The sequence below is a fragment of the Rhodospirillales bacterium genome (assembly GCA_016872535.1).
GTDB lineage: Bacteria > Pseudomonadota > Alphaproteobacteria > Rhodospirillales > 2-12-FULL-67-15 > 2-12-FULL-67-15.
On the sequence record VGZQ01000019.1, the window covers coordinates 1 to 17,511 of the forward strand.

At 66.3% G+C, this 17,511-nt stretch carries 17 protein-coding genes and 1 pseudogene; 11 read left to right on the plus strand and 7 right to left on the minus strand.

Annotated features, from left to right (window positions below; genetic code table 11):
* Positions 1-33 precede the first annotated feature (33 nt).
* From FJ311_05480 to FJ311_05490, 3 genes are all read right to left on the minus strand, one after another.
* Positions 34-1,266, minus strand: coding sequence for a site-specific integrase (locus tag FJ311_05480; protein MBM3950888.1), 1,233 nt, complete (start codon positions 1,264-1,266; stop codon positions 34-36).
* Between the two features lie 977 nt (positions 1,267-2,243).
* Positions 2,244-2,618, minus strand: coding sequence for a helix-turn-helix transcriptional regulator (locus tag FJ311_05485; GenBank protein MBM3950889.1), 375 nt, complete (start codon positions 2,616-2,618; stop codon positions 2,244-2,246).
* Between the two features lie 40 nt (positions 2,619-2,658).
* Positions 2,659-2,844 (minus strand): toxin, encoded by a 186-nt coding sequence (locus tag FJ311_05490; protein MBM3950890.1) that lies wholly within the window; start codon positions 2,842-2,844, stop codon positions 2,659-2,661.
* Positions 2,845-3,040: 196 nt separating this feature from the next.
* Between FJ311_05490 and FJ311_05495 the strand changes: the two genes are divergently transcribed.
* Positions 3,041-3,340, plus strand: coding sequence for a chemotaxis protein (locus FJ311_05495; GenBank protein ID MBM3950891.1), 300 nt, complete (start codon positions 3,041-3,043; stop codon positions 3,338-3,340).
* Positions 3,341-3,507: 167 nt separating this feature from the next.
* Entirely contained in the window at positions 3,508-3,720 is a 213-nt protein-coding gene (locus FJ311_05500; protein ID MBM3950892.1) for a hypothetical protein, read from the plus strand.
* Positions 3,721-3,737: 17 nt separating this feature from the next.
* Here FJ311_05500 and FJ311_05505 read toward each other — a convergent pair whose 3' ends face one another.
* A complete protein-coding gene (locus FJ311_05505) occupies positions 3,738-5,372 on the minus strand; it encodes an AMP-binding protein (protein ID MBM3950893.1) in 1,635 nt (544 codons plus the stop codon).
* A 69-nt stretch (positions 5,373-5,441) separates the two neighbouring features.
* Here FJ311_05505 and FJ311_05510 point away from each other — a divergent pair, with 69 nt between their 5' ends.
* Positions 5,442-6,278, plus strand: a complete 837-nt coding sequence (locus FJ311_05510) for an SDR family oxidoreductase (GenBank protein MBM3950894.1) — start codon at positions 5,442-5,444, stop codon at positions 6,276-6,278.
* A gap of 36 nt (positions 6,279-6,314) precedes the next feature.
* Here the strand turns inward: FJ311_05510 and FJ311_05515 are convergent, their stop codons facing one another.
* The 3 genes from FJ311_05515 to FJ311_05525 form a co-directional block, all read right to left on the minus strand.
* Positions 6,315-6,653 (minus strand): mRNA-degrading endonuclease, encoded by a 339-nt coding sequence (locus FJ311_05515; GenBank protein ID MBM3950895.1) that lies wholly within the window; start codon positions 6,651-6,653, stop codon positions 6,315-6,317.
* The gene (locus tag FJ311_05520; protein MBM3950896.1) at positions 6,653-6,898 is read right to left on the minus strand and encodes an AbrB/MazE/SpoVT family DNA-binding domain-containing protein; all 246 of its coding nucleotides are present in this window, start codon (positions 6,896-6,898) and stop codon (positions 6,653-6,655) included. The genes FJ311_05515 and FJ311_05520 overlap by 1 nt, the downstream gene beginning before the upstream one ends.
* A gap of 63 nt (positions 6,899-6,961) precedes the next feature.
* Positions 6,962-8,098 (minus strand): hypothetical protein, encoded by a 1,137-nt coding sequence (locus FJ311_05525; protein ID MBM3950897.1) that lies wholly within the window; start codon positions 8,096-8,098, stop codon positions 6,962-6,964.
* An 86-nt stretch (positions 8,099-8,184) separates the two neighbouring features.
* Here FJ311_05525 and FJ311_05530 point away from each other — a divergent pair, with 86 nt between their 5' ends.
* The 8 genes and pseudogenes from FJ311_05530 to FJ311_05565 all read left to right on the plus strand — a co-directional run bounded on the left by FJ311_05530 (position 8,185) and on the right by FJ311_05565 (position 17,510).
* Positions 8,185-10,248 carry a molybdopterin oxidoreductase family protein gene (locus FJ311_05530; GenBank protein MBM3950898.1) on the plus strand — a complete coding sequence of 688 codons (2,064 nt, stop codon included), beginning with the start codon at positions 8,185-8,187 and terminating at the stop codon, positions 10,246-10,248.
* Positions 10,249-10,320: 72 nt separating this feature from the next.
* Positions 10,321-11,331, plus strand: a complete 1,011-nt coding sequence (locus FJ311_05535; protein ID MBM3950899.1) for a DUF3179 domain-containing protein — start codon at positions 10,321-10,323, stop codon at positions 11,329-11,331.
* An 87-nt stretch (positions 11,332-11,418) separates the two neighbouring features.
* A complete protein-coding gene (locus FJ311_05540) occupies positions 11,419-12,243 on the plus strand; it encodes an ATPase (protein MBM3950900.1) in 825 nt (274 codons plus the stop codon).
* A gap of 59 nt (positions 12,244-12,302) precedes the next feature.
* Positions 12,303-12,974, plus strand: a pseudogene (locus tag FJ311_05545) (VWA domain-containing protein).
* A gap of 72 nt (positions 12,975-13,046) precedes the next feature.
* A complete protein-coding gene (locus FJ311_05550; GenBank protein ID MBM3950901.1) occupies positions 13,047-13,787 on the plus strand; it encodes a molecular chaperone DnaJ in 741 nt (246 codons plus the stop codon).
* 96 nt (positions 13,788-13,883) lie between these two features.
* Positions 13,884-14,753: a UTP--glucose-1-phosphate uridylyltransferase GalU gene (gene galU / locus FJ311_05555; protein MBM3950902.1), complete on the plus strand. Its 870-nt coding sequence runs from the start codon at positions 13,884-13,886 to the stop codon at positions 14,751-14,753.
* Between the two features lie 38 nt (positions 14,754-14,791).
* Positions 14,792-16,111 carry a UDP-glucose/GDP-mannose dehydrogenase family protein gene (locus tag FJ311_05560; GenBank protein ID MBM3950903.1) on the plus strand — a complete coding sequence of 440 codons (1,320 nt, stop codon included), beginning with the start codon at positions 14,792-14,794 and terminating at the stop codon, positions 16,109-16,111.
* Between the two features lie 4 nt (positions 16,112-16,115).
* Positions 16,116-17,510: a phosphomannomutase/phosphoglucomutase gene (locus FJ311_05565; GenBank protein MBM3950904.1), complete on the plus strand. Its 1,395-nt coding sequence runs from the start codon at positions 16,116-16,118 to the stop codon at positions 17,508-17,510.
* Position 17,511: the final 1 nt, after the last annotated feature.

Consider the following 17,511-nt stretch of genomic DNA (forward strand, 5'->3'; position numbering starts at 1 on the left):
CATCCCGCCGCCAGGTGCCTCGCGCCTCGCACGTCAGGCAACGACCCTCAACTGGGGTTTAGTCTCGTGGCTTCTTATGATGCTTTCAACGAGCTTCGATAGCTTTCTCAGGGCCTCCGCCTTTTCATGGCCATAGTCATGGCGGTCATAGACGCCAGCAACACCGTTGATTGCGTGACCCAGAACCCGTTCAGCCACGTCGGAACGCACCCCGGCGCGGGACATCAAGCTTCTCGCCGTCCGGCGCAGGTCATGCAGGACCCAAGGCTCCAATTTGACGTCGTCCGGACTGACGCCTCGGCCTGTCGCCGTTTCTCTCATAATAAGAATCATATTCCGGTCGAGATCGGCTTTGGCCTTGGAGAACCCGGAAAACGGGCTCTTTCCGTCGGTCGTGAAGCAGTAAGAACCGTCCTTGGGAAGGGTTTTCAGGATTGTTTCCGCGGCCGGGGAGAGTGGCACGGTGTTCGCCCGCTTGGACTTGTAACGTTCAGCGGGGATCGTCCATTTCGTCCCCTCGATTTCCGACCAGCTGGCATTGGCGACTTCGTCCCGGCGCTGGGCGGTAAGGAGAAGAAGCCGCACAAGAGGGCCAAACAGCATCGGCTGGGAGTCCTCCGTTGCCGTCCACAACGCCCGTAACTCATCATCCGTCAGGATACGTGTCCGCGCCCTCTCCCGCGGGCGGACCCGTGCCATGCCGCGGACAATGGGTGATATGAACTTGTCGTCACGGGTGGCATGCCAGTTGAAGAGTCGCCGGATCTGGGCAAGAACCCGGTCGGCCATTACCGGGCCATTCTTGTCCTCGATGCCGTCGAGCAGACGGGCGATATCGGCACGGGAGATATCCCCGACGGGGCGGCTCTTCCAGGCCGGGATGACGTAGCGGTTGAAGATGCGTTCCGTTTCCTTCCAGGAACGGTTCTGCTTCATCGCGACCCGCCTGACGTAGTCGGCGGCCAACCGGTCGAAGGAAGTGAGTTTTTCATTCTGTTTCTTCTTCGTTGCTGCCAGCGGGTCATTGCCGGCGGCAATTTCGCCAAGAATGCGGAAGGCCTCCCGGCGCGCGATTTCCGGCGTCAGGGGGCCGTGCTTGCCGATGGTGATCCACTTCTGGCGATCGCCAACTCGGCTTTTGACGAAATAAGTTTTGGCTCCAGCTCGGGCACGCACCCCAAAGCCCGGTAGAGTGGCGTCCCAGAGGGTTGATCCGGGCTGCAGCTGATCGACGCGCGTCTTGGTGATTGTCGTACGGTTGTGCATGTGTGCTCTCCTAGACCTTCTGATGCTTCCATCGGGCTACCACCGGGCTACCACCAGAGAGAAAAACGTGGCGTAGGCTGGCGAAAGGAGATGTAAGCAATCTGTTGAAATGCGCTACTGAAATCAGTAGGTTGTCGCGCGCCAGCGAAAGACATCGAAAGCAAGCGAAAACCGTCCGACTTAACTTTTAATCAGAGGGTCGCTGGTTCGATCCCAGCCGGGCTCACCAAATAAATAAATGAGTTAGGCCGTTTCACCAAAACACCCCCCAAGCTTTTGGTAACGGTATTGGTAACAAAATACAGGTTAGCGCAAAGAAAAGCCCCACCAAACGGGGCGGGGCTGTGCCCGCGTTTGTCGAGAATCTCCCCCCCCCTGGTTTCGGGCCACCTGAAGGCGGTAACGCCTGCCGACGAGTGACTGAAACCCCAGCAACACCGCCACGCTTCACCCGTAGGGCGTGCCAATCTCGACGTTAAGTTTTTTACGGGGGTAAATTTGCGTTCATAGGAGAACACCATGAACACACAAGTTTACAGCCTGATATTGCCAGAGCGGATTCCGCTGCTTCGGGTTTCCGTGATCGTCCTTAGTGTCATCGGCTTTATCGTTTTCGGTCACTACATGGCCGACTGGTCTAAGCATAAGGGCGATGGCCCCCAGTGCCTCAGGGCTGGCAGTACGCAATTCGTGGTAACGCCCGTTACTCCAGCGGTAATGACGCTTTGCAGGGGCGACGAAAACAGGGCTGGGGAATACCGGTTTCGATCATGAAAGAAAAAACCCGCTGATAGGGCGTGACCCGCGCACCGACTTGTCCTCGTTCATAGGCAGAATCCGTTCTGGTTACGGCTTTCTTTGGGAGCTTAGTAACGAAACTTACCCGAGATGCCTGGTTGGTAAAGGATATGCCGGAATCCTTTACTAACGAAAAATGTTGGTAATCGGTGTCTCGCCGCCGCCGACGGAACGGGGCGTCAAGGTGCGGGTGCGACCATTTCCAAACCGACCCTGAGCGCCTTGGCCAAGGCGCGGAGCGTTTCGAGCGATCCGACGCGCCGGCCGGTTTCGATTTGCGAAAGATAGACCGTGCCGATCCCGGCGGCCTTCGCCAGCGTCGCCTGGGTCATGCCGCGATGTTCGCGGAACGCCTTGATCGGGTTGGCGCCGTCGAGAATGGCGTTGACCACTTCGGCCGGGAAAGCCTCGGCCTTGCGCGCCATGGCGGCGTCGTACAAGGCCTCGTCGGATACGCCCTCGGCGAACGGGCGCACGCGCTCCCACACGCTCCAGGGAATCACCGCGTAGGCGGGCTTGCCGTTGTCGCCGGTGATGATCTGCGGTTTGACCATGACGTTCTCCTAATCGTAGGCCCCGCTAATCGTAGGCCCGCTAATCATAGGCTTTGCCGCGCGGGGCTATGGCCAACACGTGAACGACCAGCACGTCGCGGCGCAGACCGTAGATCACGCGCCAATCCCCGACGCGAAGCCTGTAGCCGGGGCGTCCCTTGAGCGCCTTGACGTTGTTGTTCGGCGCGAAGGGGTCGATGGCCAGGCGCTCGATCTTGGTCCGGATGGTTCGGGCCGGTCAAGAAACGCCGCCGTTCCCGTGCCCGCCGGGCGGATTTGCAAATCCGCCCCTCGCCGGCGCGATCCCGGCCGGGCGCGCCAATGTTTACATCCCCCGTGGATTGTGGATATAAGGCCGGGTCGTTTCGGCCCGATCGCGCCACTCCATCCGACGGCCATCCACAAACGCTTAAGGATCACCGATGAGCGTCGACAGCAAGCTCGCCGAAGTCCGCGCCGAGATCGAATCGCTCCAGGGCGAGATCGAGAAAGTCGGCCGGGTGGCGCAGGAAATCGACGCCATCGCCAAGCAGACCAATCTTCTGGCCCTGAATGCCACCATCGAGGCGGCCCGCGCCGGTTCGGCCGGCAAGGGCTTCGCCGTGGTCGCGGGCGAGGTCAAGAACCTCTCCGCCCAGACCGCGCGCGCGACCAAGGAAGTGTCCGAGGTCGTCAGCACCCTGATGAACCGGGTCGACAGGCTGGCGATGCTCATCGACTGACGGCGCGACGGGCGCCGAATCGGCCGTACGGTTTTTCTTCGAACTTTTTTCCGAATGCGCGCGTCGATTTTCGCCGCGATTTGTGATGGCCGTCACTGAGCGGGCGGGCCCCTCGTGCCATGCTGGGCACGCTCGTCAAATACCCGTTGCTGATAGGGATATGTGAGATGCCCACATTCGAAGTCGCCGTTTACAACCAAGCCGTCCGCGACAAGGTCAAGGCGGGCGAACGCCACCGCGAGCTCAACGACGATTGGGCCGACATCCATTATGTCGAGATCGAAGCCGATAACGTCTCCGCCGCCCGGCGCAAGGCGGAGGGAAAATATCCCCGCAGCCGCGGCTTCGTGATCGAGGACGTCTCCGCCCATCGGTTCTAAGGTTCGCGCGACGCGCGTCACCCTTTTTCCGCCTCGCGCAATTCCTTGCGCTTGATCTTGCCGGTCGCGGTCAGCGGCAGCGATTGGCGAAACTCGATCAGGCGCGGGTATTCGTGCGGGGAGAGGCGCGTTTTGACGAACGCGCGAATGTCCTCTTCCAGCGCCGGGCCGGGGGCGTGGCCGGGCTTCAGCACGATGAAGGCCTTGACCGCCTCGGTGCGGACCGGGTCGGGCACGCCGACGGCGGCGGCCAGCGCCACCGCCGGATGGCGGATCAGGCAGTCCTCGATCTCGCCCGGGCCGATGCGGTAGCCGGCCGAGGTGATGACGTCGTCGTCGCGCCCGAGGAACCAGAGATAGCCGTCGTCGTCGCGGTGGCCTTCGTCGCCGGTCAGCAGCCAGTCGCCGACGAATTTATTTGCCGTGGCCTCGGGATTTTTCCAATAGCCGAGGAACATGACCGGGTCCGGCCGTCGCACGGCGATCTTGCCGACCGTGCCCGGCGCGACCTCGCGCCCCCGGGCGTCGACCACCGCGACCTCGTGCCCGGGCACGGCGACGCCCATGGAGCCCGGCTTGACCGGCATCAGCGCCGCGCAGTTGGCGACCACCAGATTGCATTCGGTCTGGCCGTAGAACTCGTTGATGGTGACGCCGAACGCCGCGCGCCCCCAGTCGAGCAGCTCGGCGCCCATCGGCTCGCCGGCGCAGGCGAGGGTCCTGAGGCCCGGGCGGAAACGCTCGCGGATGTTCGCGACCTGGCGCATCAGGCGGAGCGCCGTCGGCGGCATGAAGGTGTTGCGCACGCCGTGGCGGGCCATCAGATCGACCGCCCGATCCGGGTCGTACTTGCGCGCGCGCGAGGCGAGCACCGGCACGCCGTGATGCCACGATCCCATCAGCACGTTCATCAGCCCGCCGATCCAGGCCCAATCGGCCGGCGTCCACATCAGGTCGTTCGCCTGCGGGAAAAATTCGTGCGGAAATTCGATCCCGGGCAGGTGGCCGAGCAGCGTGCGGTGCGCGTGCAGCGCGCCCTTCGGGTTGCCGGTGGTGCCCGAGGTGTAGACGATGAGCGCCGGGTCTTCGGCGGCGGTCTTGAGCGGCGCGAAATCGGGCGACGCCTTGGCCAGTTCCGCGTGCAGGTCGCGCTGGCCGGGGGTCGCGCCATCGGCGCCCGCGCCGACGGTCAATATGGCCTGCAACTCGGGCAGGCGGTCGCGGATGGCGGCGATCTTGGCGAGCCCGGCGGCGTCAGTCACCACCGCGCGCGCGCCGCTGTCCTTGAGGCGGTATTCGAGCGCGTCCTCGCCGAACAGCACGAACATGGGGATCGAGATCAATCCCGCCTTCCACGCGCCGACGTGGGCGACCGGCGTTTCCAGGGATTGGGAGAGCAGGATGCCGACCCGGTCGCCGCGCCCGAGGCCGAGGGCGAGGTAGAGATTGGCCATCCGGTTGGACAATGCGCGCACCTCGCCGAAGGTGTGGCGGGCGACGCGGCCGCTTTCGTCCTCGACGATCAGGGCGAGGCGATCGGGGTCGGCGTCCGCCCATTTATCGCAGACGTCGACGCCCATGTTGAAGCGCTCGGGGATGTCCCAGCGCAACGCCCGGCGCACGTCGGCGTAGGTGGCGGCCTTGGTCAGCATGGCGTCTCCCTGTGGCCCGGGTGCGCGTTCGTGTATGCTGAGGCGATTTTTCCGGACGGAATTTCCCGAATGTTTCTCCCGGACCTCCTCCAAGGCAAGCGCATTCTGATCACCGGCGGCGGCACCGGCCTCGGCAAGAGCATGGCCGCCCGCTTCCTGGGGCTCGGCGCCGACGTGGCGATCTGCGGGCGGCGCGCGGACGTGCTCGAGGCCGCCGCCGCCGAACTGAATGCTCCGGGACGGATTGCGTGGCGGGCGCTCGACATCCGCGACGCGGACGCCGTCGAAGGCGCGATCGCGGCGTTGTGGGAGGAAAAGCCGCTCGATGCCCTGGTCAACAACGCCGCCGGCAACATTCTCGCGCGAACCGAAACCTTGTCGCACCGGGCGGTGGACGCGGTGGTCGGCACGGTGCTGCACGGGGCGGCCTACCTGACGCTCGCCTGCGGGCGGCGCTGGATCGATGCGGGACGCGCCGGCAACGTTCTCTCCATCGTCACCACCTACGCCTGGACCGGATCGGGCTACGTGGTGCCGTCGGCCATGGCCAAGGCGGGCGTGCTGGCCATGACCCGGAGCCTCGCGGTCGAATGGGGGCCGAAGAACGTCCGCCTCAACGCCATCGCGCCGGGGCCGTTCCCGACCGAAGGCGCGTGGGAACGGCTGGTGCCGACCAAGCAACTGGAGCAAGCCTGGCGCGACCGGATTCCGCTCGGCCGTTTCGGCCGCCACGAGGAACTGACCGATCTCGCCGCCTACCTGCTCAGCGACCGTTCCGGCTACGTCACCGGCGAGGTGGTGACCATCGACGGCGGCGAGTGGCTGAAGGGCGCGGGCCAGTTCAACTTCGCGGAAACGCTGACCGACGACGACTGGGACGCGATGAAACCGAAGGGGAGGAAATAACAGCGCGCTCGAGATTCCACGCCGCGCCGTAGCGCGCTATTCTCCCTTGATGATCGCCTCGGCGATCGCCTGGACGCTCAGCAGCGCCTCGGGCGGGCAGTCGTCGAACTTTCGGACGTTGCGGGCTTGGTAGTCGATGGTGCGCAATTCGTTGGCGAGGATGACGCCCTTGGCTTTTCGCGCGCCGCGCACGGCGATCTCGAACGTTCCGCCCTTCGCCTTGGTGGTAAGGGGAACCACCAGCGCCAGGCCGGTGGCGACGCTGTAGGCCGCCGGAGTCAGGACAAGGGCGGCGTGGCGATCCTTCGTTTCCCGTCCGGCCTGGGGACTGAATTCGACCCAGACGATATCGCCTTTGGCGGGCGTGTACCCCATCAAAGCTTTTCGCGGCCCACGGGCGCATCGTCCCACCCGCGTTCCTCGGGGGCGTGGCGATGGCGCGCCGGATCGAACCCAGCCAGAAGTTCGGTGAGCGTCGGCTTCTTGGCCGATACCAGGGTGACGGTTTCGCCCTCGGTGTGGAAGACGACGGGCCCCCCATCCTTGACGCCGAGCAGTTCCCGGACCTTCACCGGAATCGTCACTTGTCCCTTGACCGTCACTTTCGCCTGAACATTCACGCCCTATCTCCTTACCTAATGCTTAAGTAAAGTAATGGATCATTACTTCATTCGCAAGCCCCCCTAGGGTCGCGTTTCTTCGTCCTTGATGCCGGGGTCGAACTGGTACCAGGCGTCGAGCCCGGCCAGCACCACGCCGTCGAATCCTTGCGCGACCACGCCGTAAAGATACGAGTCGTTGCCGCCGTTGACGATCCGCTGCCAGGCGGGACGCCAATACTGCACCCAATGGCGATCGGGATCGCCGGACATGGGCGAGCCGATGAAGCCGGGGTTGCCTTCGCGCCAGCCCGGCTTCCAGAAAAAGCTGCCGGCGGAAATGGTGGCGATATCGACCCGCGCCAGCACCAGGCGCCGGGAGCCGAGCTTCTTGTACTTCAGCGTCTCGACCGCCTGTCGCGACAACGGCTGGCGGCCGTGGAACACGTCGACGATCACGGCGTCGAAATTGGTGTCGTGCATTTTGAGGGCGAATTCGTCCTCGCGGCCGAACGGGCGCGAGTCGGAGAGGATCATGAAATTGCGCACGGCGGGAAACGAAACGATCGATTCGCCGTTCTCGCGGTACGGCCGCTCGGGGAAGCGCGGCAGCGCGTTGATGAGATCGATGGCGCGCGGGGCGGGAAAGGGGATCGCGCCGATTTCCGCCGCGCGCCGGATCGCTTCGCCGGCCTCGTCGGCGTTCCGCACGAAATCGACGACCATCAGCTTGATCCGCTCCGCGCGCGCGGTTTCGAGCAGCGCCAGGCGCCGTTTCAGGCGTTCCGGGCTCGGCTCGACCCCCGGCTTGGCCGGGTCGTCGAAAAAGAGGCCGGGAACCAGGATGCCGTCGAGCGTCTGCATGTAGGCGCGCGCCGGCGCGGTCTTCAGCCGGTCGGCTTCGTCCTGCTTGACCAGCAGATCGAGGCCGCCCTCGGCGATCACCGCGAAATCGGCGCGCTGGCCGCGCACGAACGCGGCGGACGCCTGGACGAAGCGGCGCATTTCCTCGCGCATGTCGAGCAGCGGCGCGGTCGGCGAGCGGACAGCGGGTTCGGCCGGGCCATTGAGCCTTTCGCCCTGGACGCGGATTTCGCCTTTTTTCGTATCTTTCTTGGTCGCGCCTTTTTGCGCGGGCGCGGCCGGAGCCTGGGCGTCGGCGGGAGAAATCCCGGCGAGAACCAACAGGGCGGCGAGAGCGAGAACGATGAAACGGCGCATGAGGGCCAATCGCGGGTGATATCGCGGCGAAAGTGGGGTCATTCCACCCTTTGCCTCGCTGGCTGGCAAGGGTTAAGAAAACGGGCATGACCTTTGTGCGATTCGTTTGCCCGCACGATTGCCCCTCGACTTGCGCGCTGGAAGTCGAGCGAATCGATTCGCGCACCATCGGCCGGGTGCGAGGGTCGGAAGCCAATCCCTACACCGACGGCGTCATCTGCGCCAAGGTCGCCCGCTACGCCGAACGGGTGCATCATCCCGACCGCCTGAAAACGCCGCTGCGCCGCGTCGGGCCGAAGGCGGAGCCGGGCGGACGCAACCGGTTCGAGCCGTGCTCGTGGGACGAGGCGCTGGACATGACCGCGGCGGCGCTTGGCGAAGCGGCGGCGACGCACGGCGCGACCTCGGTCTGGCCTTATTTCTACGCCGGCACCATGGGCCTCGTGCAGCGCGACGGGATCGATCGGCTGCGCCACGTCATGGGCTATTCGCGCGAAGACGACACCATCTGCATCCGGCTTAGCGATTCGGGCTGGAAGGCGGGCGCGGGCGCCAAACGCGGAACCGATTCGCGCGAGATGGCGGAATCCGACCTGATCGTGTTCTGGGGGACCAACGCGGTTTCGACCCAGGTCAACGCCATGCACCACGCCGCGCTGGCGCGCAAGAACCGCGGCGCCAAGATCGCCTGCGTCGACGTCTACCGCAACCCGACCATGGAAGCGGCGGACATCCCGTTGCTGCTGCGTCCCGGCACCGACGGCGCGCTCGCGTGCGCGATCATGCACGTGCTGTTCAAGGAGAATTACGCCGACCGCGACTACCTCGCGCGCTACACCGACGCCGACTCGCGCCTGGAGCGCCACCTCGAGGCGCGCACGCCGGCCTGGGCCGCCGCCGTCACCGGCCTGCCGGAGGAGGGAATCGTCGCCTTCGCCCGCCTGTACGGCCGGACCAAGCGCAGCTTCATCCGGCTCGGCTACGGGTTCACGCGCCAGCGCAACGGCGCGGCCGCCATGCACGCGGCGAGCTGCCTGCCGGCGGTGACCGGCGCTTGGCGGCACAAGGGCGGCGGCGCGCTCTATTCCCAGAGCGGGATATACAAGAATTTGGACCAAAGCGTGATCATGGGCCTCGACCGGCTCGACCGCCGGGTGCGCGCGCTCGACCAGTCGCGGATCGGCGCGGTGCTGCTCGGCGAGCCGGAGGCGCTGCTCGGCGGTCCGCCGGTCAAGGCGCTGTTCATCCAGAACACCAACCCGATGGTGGTCGCGCCCGATCTCGCCAAGGTCCGCGCCGGTTTCGCGCGCGCGGATTTGTTCGTGTGCGTCCACGAGCAGTTCATGACCGAAACCGCGGCCGCCGCCGACGTGGTGCTGCCGGCGACGACGTTCCTGGAACACGACGACATCTATCGCGCCGGCGCGCATACCTGGCTCCAGATCGGGCGCAAGGCGATCGAGCCCTACGCCGAGGCGCGCTCGAACCACGAAGTGCTTCAGGGCCTGGCGCGCAGGCTCGGCGCCAAACACCCGGGCTTCGACATGACCGCATGGGAGTTGATTGACGACATGCTGCGCCGCTCGGGCCTGCCGCCCGCCGAGCAGGTCTGGGCCGACGGCGGCGTGGATTTTTCGAAGGGCTTCGAGGACATGCATTTCCTGAACGGGTTCGCCCATCCCGACAAAAAGTTCCATTTCGCTCCCGACTGGAAGGCGGTCGGCGCCGATCACATCGCCATGCCGGCGTTGCCCGATCATGTCGAGATCATCGAAAAGGCCGACGCCGGGCATCCGTTCAAGATGGTGGTCGCGCCCGCGCGCCAGTTCCTCAACTCCACCTTCACCGAAACGCCGGGTTCGCAGAAGCGCGAAGTGCGGCCGACCGCGCTGATCCACCCCGCCGACATGGCCCGCCTGAACATCGCCGAGGGCGACCGCGTGCGCCTCGGCAACCGGCGCGCGAGCGTCGTGGTCCACGCGCGTTCGTTCGACGGCGTGCGCGAAGGGGTGACGGTGGTCGAGGGAATCTGGCCCAACAAGTCCTTCGCCGAAGGGCTCGCCGTTAACGCCCTGATCGGCGACGACCGCGCGCCGCCGGCGGGCGGGGCCGCCTTCCACGACACCGCCGTGTGGATCAAAAAGGCGTGAGGATCGGGTTTCCGGCGGTTTCGTTCAACCGCATGTGATCGCGGATTTCCGTCGGGCGATCATAATGCCGGAATGGAACTTGACTCCCGTTTTGCCAATGTCGCCCGCGCGGCGTGCGCCGCCGCCCTGGCTCTCGTATTCGCGCATTCGGGGTCGGTGTGGGCGGGCGCGGCGCCCGACGAGTGGCGAGTCGAATGGCCGCGCACCGATTTCACCCGTGCCGGCGTGCCGTTCGACGAAATCATGTCGGGCGGCCCGCCCAAGGACGGCATCCCTTCCATCGACCGGCCGAAATTCGTTCCGCTCGCCGAAGCGCGGGGTGTGCGCGACACCGAGCCGGTGATCGGCCTCGTCCTCAAGGGCGAGGCGCGGGCTTATCCGATCTCGATCCTGATCTGGCACGAGATCGTCAACGACACGGTCGGCGGCGTTCCGGTCGCGATCACCTATTGCCCGCTCTGCAATTCGGCGGTGGTGTTCGATCGGCGGTTGGGCGGGCGAACGCTGGAATTCGGCACCACCGGCAAGCTCCGCCACTCGGACCTGGTGATGTACGACCGCCAGACGGAAAGCTGGTGGCAGCAGTTCCTGGGCGAAGCCATCGTCGGCGCGTTGACGGGGGAGACACTGCGGATGGTGCCGAGCCGGCTGGAATCCTTCGCCGAATTCCGCCAACGCGCGCCGGCGGGGCGCGTGCTGGTGCCGAATAATCCCGGCATGCGGCGTTACGGTATGAATCCGTATGCCGGCTACGACTCCTCGGACACGCCGTTTCTGTATCGCGGGCCGCTGCCCGAAGGGATCGGCGCGCTCGAGCGGGTGGTCGTGGTCGGACGCGAGGCTTGGCCGCTGACGCGGGTGCGGGCGAAGGGAGTCATCGCGCGTGACGATCTCCGCCTGACGTGGCGACCGGGCCAAGTGTCCGCGCTCGATGCGCGCCGCGTGGCCGAGGGCCGGGACGTGGGCGGGGTCGTGGTCGAACGCCGCCGCGCCGACGGCCAATGGGAAGACGCCGTTCACGACGTGGCGTTCGCGTTCGCGTTTCGCGCCTTCCACCCCGCGGGCACGCTTCATCTCGATTAAGCGGCCTAATGACTTGTTAACCGCGCCGGGCTAGGTTATCCCGAAATTATCGGACGAATCGGAAAGTCCCGCGAGGGGAATCGCGCCATGTCGGCGAAGCGCGCGCACGTGATCGTGCTCGGCAACGAGAAGGGCGGGTCGGGCAAGTCGACCACCGCCATGCACGTCATCGTCGCCGCGCTCCGCGAAGGGCGCAAGGTCGCCAGCATCGACCTCGACGCCCGCCAGGGCACGCTGACCCGCTATCTCGCCAACCGGCGCAATTACGCCCGCGCCGAGGGATTCGATCTGCCGATGCCGGCGCATTACGCGGTCGACCGGCGCAACAACCTGCCGTTCGGCGCGCCGTTGCTGGCGGAGGAACGCGACCGGCTCCGGCTGCTGCTCGACGGCGCCATGTTCGCCCACGACCTGCTGGTCATCGACACGCCGGGCAGCGACAGCGAATTGTCGCGCTACGGCCACGCCTACGCCGACACGCTGGTCACGCCGATCAACGACAGCCTGGTCGATTTCGACGTGCTCGCCCACGTCGATCCGCGCACGCTCACGGTCAAGGCGCCGAGCCATTACGCCGAGATGGTCTGGCAGGCGAAGAAGGAACGCGCCGAGCGCAACCTGGGTTCGATCGATTGGGTCGTCATGCGCAACCGGCTCTCGCACCTGGATGCGCGCAACAAGCGCGAAATCGAGCGCCTGATGCGCGACTTCGCGACTCGCCTCGGCTGCCGCGTCGCGCAGGGCTTCGCCGAGCGGGTGATCTACCGCGAATTGTTCCTGCAGGGCCTGACCATGATGGACTTGGAAGACGTCAAGCCCGGCGCCATGTCCATGAGCCACGTCGCCGCGCGCCAGGAAGTCCGCTCCCTGCTCGACGCGCTCCGCCTGCCGCCGCGCCGGGCGGCGGCGTAGAAATCGGAGGCTGTGGCGTGCCCTGTCGGTGAAGGTTATCTTTGCCGGCGGGTGAAAGCATGGCCGGTAAAGATCGCCTTCCCGACGCGGGCGCCGATAAAACCGAAGCCGCGAAAGCCGTGTCCGAATTTCTGGCGCGGGCCAAAACCGTGCCCGCGCCGCGCGTTCGGGGCGCGGGCCGGGGCCGCTTGCTGTTCGTCATGGACGCGACCGCCAGCCGCGAGCCGACCTGGGACAAGGCCGCCCGCATCCAGGGCGAAATGTTCCGCGCGGCGGAGGCCGTGGGCGGGCTCGACGTGCAGTTGGCGTTCTATCGCGGTTTCGACGAATTCAAGGTCAGCCGGTGGGTTCGGGACGCGGATGAAATGACGCGCCTGATGGAATCCGTTTTCTGCCTCGCCGGCGAGACCCAAATCCGCAAGGCTCTTGGTCACGCCGCCGGCGAAACACGGGCGGCGCGCGTCAACGCGATGGTTCTCGTCGGCGACGCCTTCGAGGAGGACATCGATCGCGTCGTGGCGGCGGCGGGCGAGCTCGCCTTGCTCGGCGTCCCGGCGTTCATGTTCCATGAGGGCGACGATCCGGCCGCCGAATTCGCGTTCCGCCGGATCGCCGAACTGACCCGCGGGGCCTATGTCCGTTTCGATGCCGCCAGCGCCGACGCGCTTCGCGATCTCCTGACCGCGGTCGCCGTGTACGCCGCCGCCGGCGCGGACGCCTTGAACAAAATCGCCCGCGCCAAGGGCGGGACGATTTTGGCCGTAGCCCGCCAGGTGTCGGGCCCCAAGGGTTGAGCGGGAATGCTGACCTGGTTCCTGATCGGGCTTTTGCTGCTGGCGGCGACGGTCCTGGTATTGAGGCTCTTCGTCGCCGCCGATCCCAAGAAACTCGCCCGCGCCATCGTCTGGACCGCGAGCGGCGTTCTCGGCGCGCTCTTTCTCTATCTCGCCGTCACCGGTCGGCTGTCGTGGCTGTTCGTCGCGATCCCGGCGATCATGCCCTGGATTTTCCGGGCGCGGGCTCTGGCGCGCATGTTCAAGACCTTTTCCCGAATGCGCGGCGCGCCGACCGGCGCGGCGAGCGGACAAACTTCGCGGGTCGAAACCCGGCACTTGCGCATGACGCTGGACCACGACAGCGGCCGCATGGATGGCGAAGTGATCGAAGGAAACTGGGCCGGCCGAAAACTCTCGGACATGGATCGGATCGCGTTGATCGCGCTTTTGGCGTACCTGAACGAGGTCGATACGCAGTCCGCTTCGTTATTGGTTGCCTATCTCGATCGGGAACGGCCGGGATGGAAGGAGGGGGCGGAAGCCCGAGCAGCCGGCGCGAACGCAACCGACGGAGCCGAATCGGAGGGTTTCGCTTCCGGCCCCATGACCCGGGAAGAGGCGCTGCGCATCCTGGGACTGGAGGAGAGCGCGGACGAAGCCGCGATCAAGGCCGCGCATCGGCGCCTGATGGCGCAATTGCACCCCGACCGGGGCGGTTCCTCCTACCTCGCCGCCAAGATCAACCAAGCCCGCGACACGCTGCTGTAACCCGCGGTTTCGCCGCCGTGGCGCGCCTTGCGCCCCTCCCTCCCGTGTGGCAATAAAACCGCCTTCCGAGCCCAAGCCACCTGCCAGGGACCCCCGATGGTCAAGCCCGTCAAGAAGGCCGTTTTTCCCGTCGCCGGCCTCGGCACGCGCTTTCTGCCCGCGACCAAGGCGCTGCCCAAGGAAATGCTGCCGATCGTCGACAAGCCGCTGATCCAATACGCGGTCGAGGAAGCGCGCGACGCCGGCATCGAAGAATTCATCCTGGTCACCGGGCGCGGCAAGACGGCGATGGAGGATCATTTCGACCACGCCGTCGAACTCGAGCAGACCTTGAAGGAACGCGGCAAGATGGAGGCGCTCAAGGAAGTGCTCGACTGCCTGCCGGAATCGGGACGGGTCTATTACACCCGCCAGCAGAAACCGCTCGGCCTCGGCCACGCGGTCTGGTGCGCGCGCAGTTTCATCCACGACGAGCCGTTCGCCGTGCTGCTCGCCGACGACCTGATCATGGCCGAGCCCGGCTGCCTGAAACAGATGGTCGATATCTATGCCCAGGTCGGCGGCAACATGGTGGCGGTCGAAAACGTGCCGCGCGAGAAGACCAACCAGTACGGCATTCTCGACGTGGCCCAGGAGCAGGGCGGGCTCGCGCGCGCCAAGGGGCTGGTCGAAAAGCCGGCGCCCGAGGTCGCGCCGTCGACGCTCTCGATCATCGGGCGCTACATCCTCCAGCCCGAGGTGTTTCACCACCTCGACCGCCAGGACCGGGGCGCGGGCGGGGAGATCCAGCTCACCGACGCCATGGCCAAGACCATCGGCCAGGTGCCGTTCCACGGGCTCCGCTTCAAGGGCAAGCGCTTCGATTGCGGCAGCAAGCAGGGCTTTCTCGAGGCCAACCTCGCCTTCGCGCTCCGCCGCCCGGACCTCGCCGAAGGGGTCAGGGCCATGCTCAAGCAGTACGTGTGAGCGATCGCTCACGCCATTGACGGGAAACGGATCGCACCATGCGCGTCGCCATGATCGGCACCGGCTACGTCGGACTCGTCTCCGGCGCGTGTTTCTCCGAATTCGGGGTCGAGGTCGCTTGCGTCGACAAGAACGGCGGCAAGATCGCCGATTTGCGCCAAGGCAAGATGCCGATCTACGAGCCGGGACTCGACGAACTGGTCGCGCGCAACGTCCAGGCCGGGCGGCTGTCGTTCTCGACCGATCTCGCCGCCGCGGTCAAGGGCGCGGACGCGGTGTTCATCGCGGTCGGCACGCCCAGCCGGCGCGGCGACGGCCACGCGGATTTGAGCTACGTTTATGCCGCCGCGCGCGAGGTGGCGGCGGCGTTGACCGGCTATGCCGTCATCGTCACCAAGTCGACGGTGCCGGTCGGCACCGGCCGCGAGGTCGAGCGCATCGTGCGCGAAACCCGGCCCGACGCCGACTTCGACGTCGTCTCCAACCCCGAATTCCTGCGCGAGGGCTCGGCCATCGGCGACTTCATGCGCCCCGACCGGGTGGTCATCGGCGCGGAGACCGAGCGCGCGCGCGAACTGATGCGTCGGCTCTATCGGCCGCTCTACCTGATCGAAACCCCGATCATCTTCACCGCGCTGGAGACCGCCGAACTGATCAAGTACGCCGCCAACACCTTCCTCGCCACCAAGATCACCTTCATCAACGAGATCGCGGACTTGTGCGAAAAAGTCGGCGCCGACGTGCAGGACGTCGCCAAGGGCATCGGCCTCGACGGCCGCATCGGGCGCAAATTCCTGCACGCGGGACCCGGCTACGGCGGTTCGTGTTTTCCCAAGGACACGCTCGCCCTGGTGCGCACCGCCGAAGCCGTCGGCAGCCCGATCCGCATTGTCGAGACGGTGGTGGCGGTCAACGAGCGGCGCAAGAAGGCGATGGCGGCGCGCGTCGTCGCGGCGTGCGGCGGCTCGGTCAAGGGCGCGACCATCGCGGTCCTCGGCCTCACCTTCAAGCCCAACACCGACGACATGCGCGATTCGCCGAGCCTGGAGATCGTGCCCGCGCTGCAAAAAGCGGGCGCCCGGGTGCGCGCCTACGACCCCGAAGGCATGAAGGAAGCCAAGGCGCTGCTGCCCGGCGTCGACTGGTGCCGGGACGCCTACGACGCGCTTCAAAACGCCGACGCGGGCGTGATCGTGACCGAGTGGAACCAGTTCCGCGCGCTCGATATGGCGCGGCTGCGCCAGATCATGAAACGCCCGGTGCTGGTCGATTTGCGCAACATCTACCGCCCCGACGAAATAGCCGCCGCCGGCATCGCCTACCATTCCATCGGCCGGCCGCCGGCGGACGCGAAATAGCCCGATGGCCAAGGCCGGCGCTCGCGCCCTGCACCCGACGCTGCTGCGCGAATACGACATTCGCGGCATCGTCGGCAAAACCCTGACGGCGGAAGACGCGCGCGCCATCGGTCTGGCGTTCGGCTCGATCCTCGCCCGGGACGGCGGGCGCACGGTCGTGGTCGGCTACGACGGCCGCATCGAATCACCGGATTTGGAGCGGGCGCTGGTCCAAGGCCTGACGGCGACCGGCATGTCCGTCACCCGGATCGGCCTCGGGCCGACGCCGATGATCTATTTCGCCGCCCACGACATGGCGAGCGACGGTTCGGTGATGGTGACCGGCTCGCACAATCCCCCCGAATACAACGGCTTCAAGTTTTCGCACCGGGGAAAACCCTTTTACGGCGCGGACATCCAGAATCTGGGGCGGGTCGCGGCCGAGGGCGCCTTTGCTTCCGGGCGCGGCGAAACCCGCGACCGCAACGTGCTGGATGCGTACGTCGCCCGCTTGGCCCGGGATCACCGGGGAACGCGCGAACTCGCGGTCGCCTGGGATCCCGGCAACGGCGCCGCCGGCGACGCGCTCGCGCGGCTGGTGCGGAAGCTGCCCGGACGCCACACGGTGATCAACGGCGCCATCGACGGGCGCTTTCCCGCCCATCACCCGGACCCCACGGTCGAAAAGAACCTCGCCCAACTCAAGGCCGCCGTGACCGGGGGCGGGTGCGACCTCGGCTTCGCCTTCGACGGCGACGCCGACCGTATCGGCATGGTCGACGGCCGGGGCCGCGTGCTGTGGGGCGACCAGATTTTGGTTCTGCTCGCGGGCGAAGTGCTCAAGGACGAGCCCGGCGCGACCATCATCGCCGACGTCAAGGCGAGCCAGGTGTTCTTCGACGAGATCGCCCGCCTCGGCGGCAGGCCGCTGATGTGGAAGACCGGCCATTCGCTGATCAAGGCCAAGATGCAGGAACTGAAGGCGCCGCTCGCGGGCGAGATGAGCGGACACATCTTCTTCCGTCACCGCTTCTACGGGGTCGACGACGCGCTCTACGCGGCGGTCAGGCTGCTGTCGGTGGTCGCGTCCGGCGACATGAGCCTCGCCGAACTGCGCGACGCCTTGCCGGCCATGGTCAACACGCCGGAAATCCGCTTCGACTGCGCCGAGGACCGGAAATTCCGGGTGGTCGAGGAGGTTCAGCGCCGCCTCAAGACGGCGCCCGGCCTCGCGGTCGACGACGTGGACGGCGTGCGGGTGACGACCGCCGACGGCTGGTGGCTGCTGCGCGCGTCCAACACCCAGGCGGTGCTGGTCGCGCGCTGCGAATCGCGGAACGCCGAAGGCCTCGCCCGCCTCAAGGCCGCGCTCGCCGAGCAGCTGACGTTGAGCCGCGTCGCGATTCCCGATCTCGGCTGAC